The 1,804-nt window shown below is 55.5% G+C and carries 2 protein-coding genes; both read left to right on the forward strand.

Annotated features, from left to right (window positions below):
- Positions 1-40: 40 nt before the first annotated feature.
- Positions 41-1,333: a baseplate J/gp47 family protein gene (locus EXE42_RS15365; protein WP_137706895.1), complete on the forward strand. Its 1,293-nt coding sequence runs from the start codon at positions 41-43 to the stop codon at positions 1,331-1,333.
- Positions 1,330-1,804: hypothetical protein (locus EXE42_RS15370; protein WP_199240770.1), on the forward strand; the 475-nt coding region annotated here is incomplete at its 3' end. The genes EXE42_RS15365 and EXE42_RS15370, both read left to right, overlap by 4 nt.

Here is a 1,804-nt window from a genome sequence, read left to right on the forward strand (position 1 = left end):
GGATTCCAATTTCACAACGTGATGTGGACACGATTCAGTTATGATTGAACGGTACCGTAACGACGATCCGCGTAGTGCCAACGAAATCGCAGCCGCAATCGAGGAAACACTTCAAACAATCCGTCCTGATGCGCCCGCGATTGAGGGAACGCAAAACTATGCGTTCATTCAGATGTACGCACAGACCCTCGCAGCGCAACAGGAACAGGCGTTATCCGAACTGTATAACGCGAGTTTCCTCACAGATGCCACGGGTGAGGAACTGACCAAGAAAGCCCGAGAAATCGGTGTTATACGCAACGACGCAACCGCTGCGACAGGTGTCGTCCGCTTCACTCGTGACTCCGCAGCCAGTAGTGATTACGTCATTCCTGAAGGGACTGTTGTTGGGACGGGGGGTGATGAGACAGTTCGGTTTGAAACAACGGAACAGACAACGATCGTATCGGGTGAGTCCGTCGCTGAGGCAAATGTCCGCTGTACTGACACGGGTGAGGTCGGGAACGTTGGGACCAACAGCATCACCACGCTCGTGAGTGGGGACGTAAGTGGTGTTGACACCGTCGAGAATCCCCAACCGACTGGTGATCCACAGTACACCCTCACCGACAACGAAACACTTCAGACGGTCGGGAAACCCCGCGAATCGGATGCTGCCCTCCGTGAGCGAGCGTTAGAGTCGACGGCGATTGGCGGAGCAGGCACCGCAGAAGCAGCGGCGCTGGCAATCGAAAACATCAGCGATGTCTACTCGGCGGACGTGTTCACCAATCGCTCGAACACCACCCAAGAGGGTGTTGACCCGTGGCACACAGAAATCCGTGTGTACGGCGGGGCTATTTCGGACATCGCAAATCGGCTGTACGAGGTACTCCCACTCGTCACGCTCAAAACGCTCCAAGGTGGTGCCAACGGAACGAAAGAACAGATCACGTTAGAGAAGTCTGATCTGTACGGTCCACTGTCGATCCCGATTACTCGACCGACCCAACAGACACTTTCAATTGAGATAGACGTTGTCCACGACGCCACGTACGGTGGGACTGATGCTGTCAAAGACCATATCGTGTCCTACGTCGGGGGGCAGACGACAGACGGAGATGTCGTCACGGGACTCGTCCAAGGTGAAGATGTCTTGCTCAACGAAGTGGAGTCCAGCGCCGAGTCGGTGGAGGGTGTTGCGTACGCGGATGTAACCTTGGTAGACGACAACAACGACGGCACCGACGACAGTACAACGGATTCAGACGGGGTACCGATCTACCCTGTCGACAACAGCACCGTTGCGACTGTTGCTGCTGGTGATATTACCGTCACAACCACGCAACGATGACCGACGTTACTACGTCAATAGCGACGCTGGCCGACAACTGGCCGTACTCATTTCAAGACCCGACCCGCAATACAGAACTACGGACGCTGTTATCGGCGTTCGTTGAAGATTTCCAACTCGTCAATCAGTCGATTACTGAACTTCACACGAACCAGTACATCGACACAGCGACAGGACAAGAGTTAGCGAACCTCGGGGCAGCCATTGGGCTGACGCGAGAGGATGGCGAGAGTGATGCGTCCTTTCGGTATCGGCTACAAGTGGGGATGGCTGTCGCTGCGTCAGATGGGACTGCGGCGGACATTGAATCCGTGATGGCTGTCGCGTTCGGGGAAGACGCGCTTGACAGCATTACGGTTGAAGTCGCTACTGACGCCCCTGAGTTGCTGTTCATCGTTGATCCACAACGGATCGACCAAGTCCCAATCTCAAAGGATCGGCTCGAACGTCGGCTCACCGAGGCCATGCCTG

This window comes from Halorubrum sp. SP3 (assembly GCF_005435195.1).
GTDB classification, from domain to species: Archaea; Halobacteriota; Halobacteria; order Halobacteriales; family Haloferacaceae; genus Halorubrum; species Halorubrum sodomense.

Excerpts from the sequence above, each read along its gene's own strand:
- EXE42_RS15365 (WP_137706895.1), top strand. The coding sequence starts at position 41 with ATGATTGAACGGTACCGTAACGACGATCCGCGTAGTGCCAACGAAATC.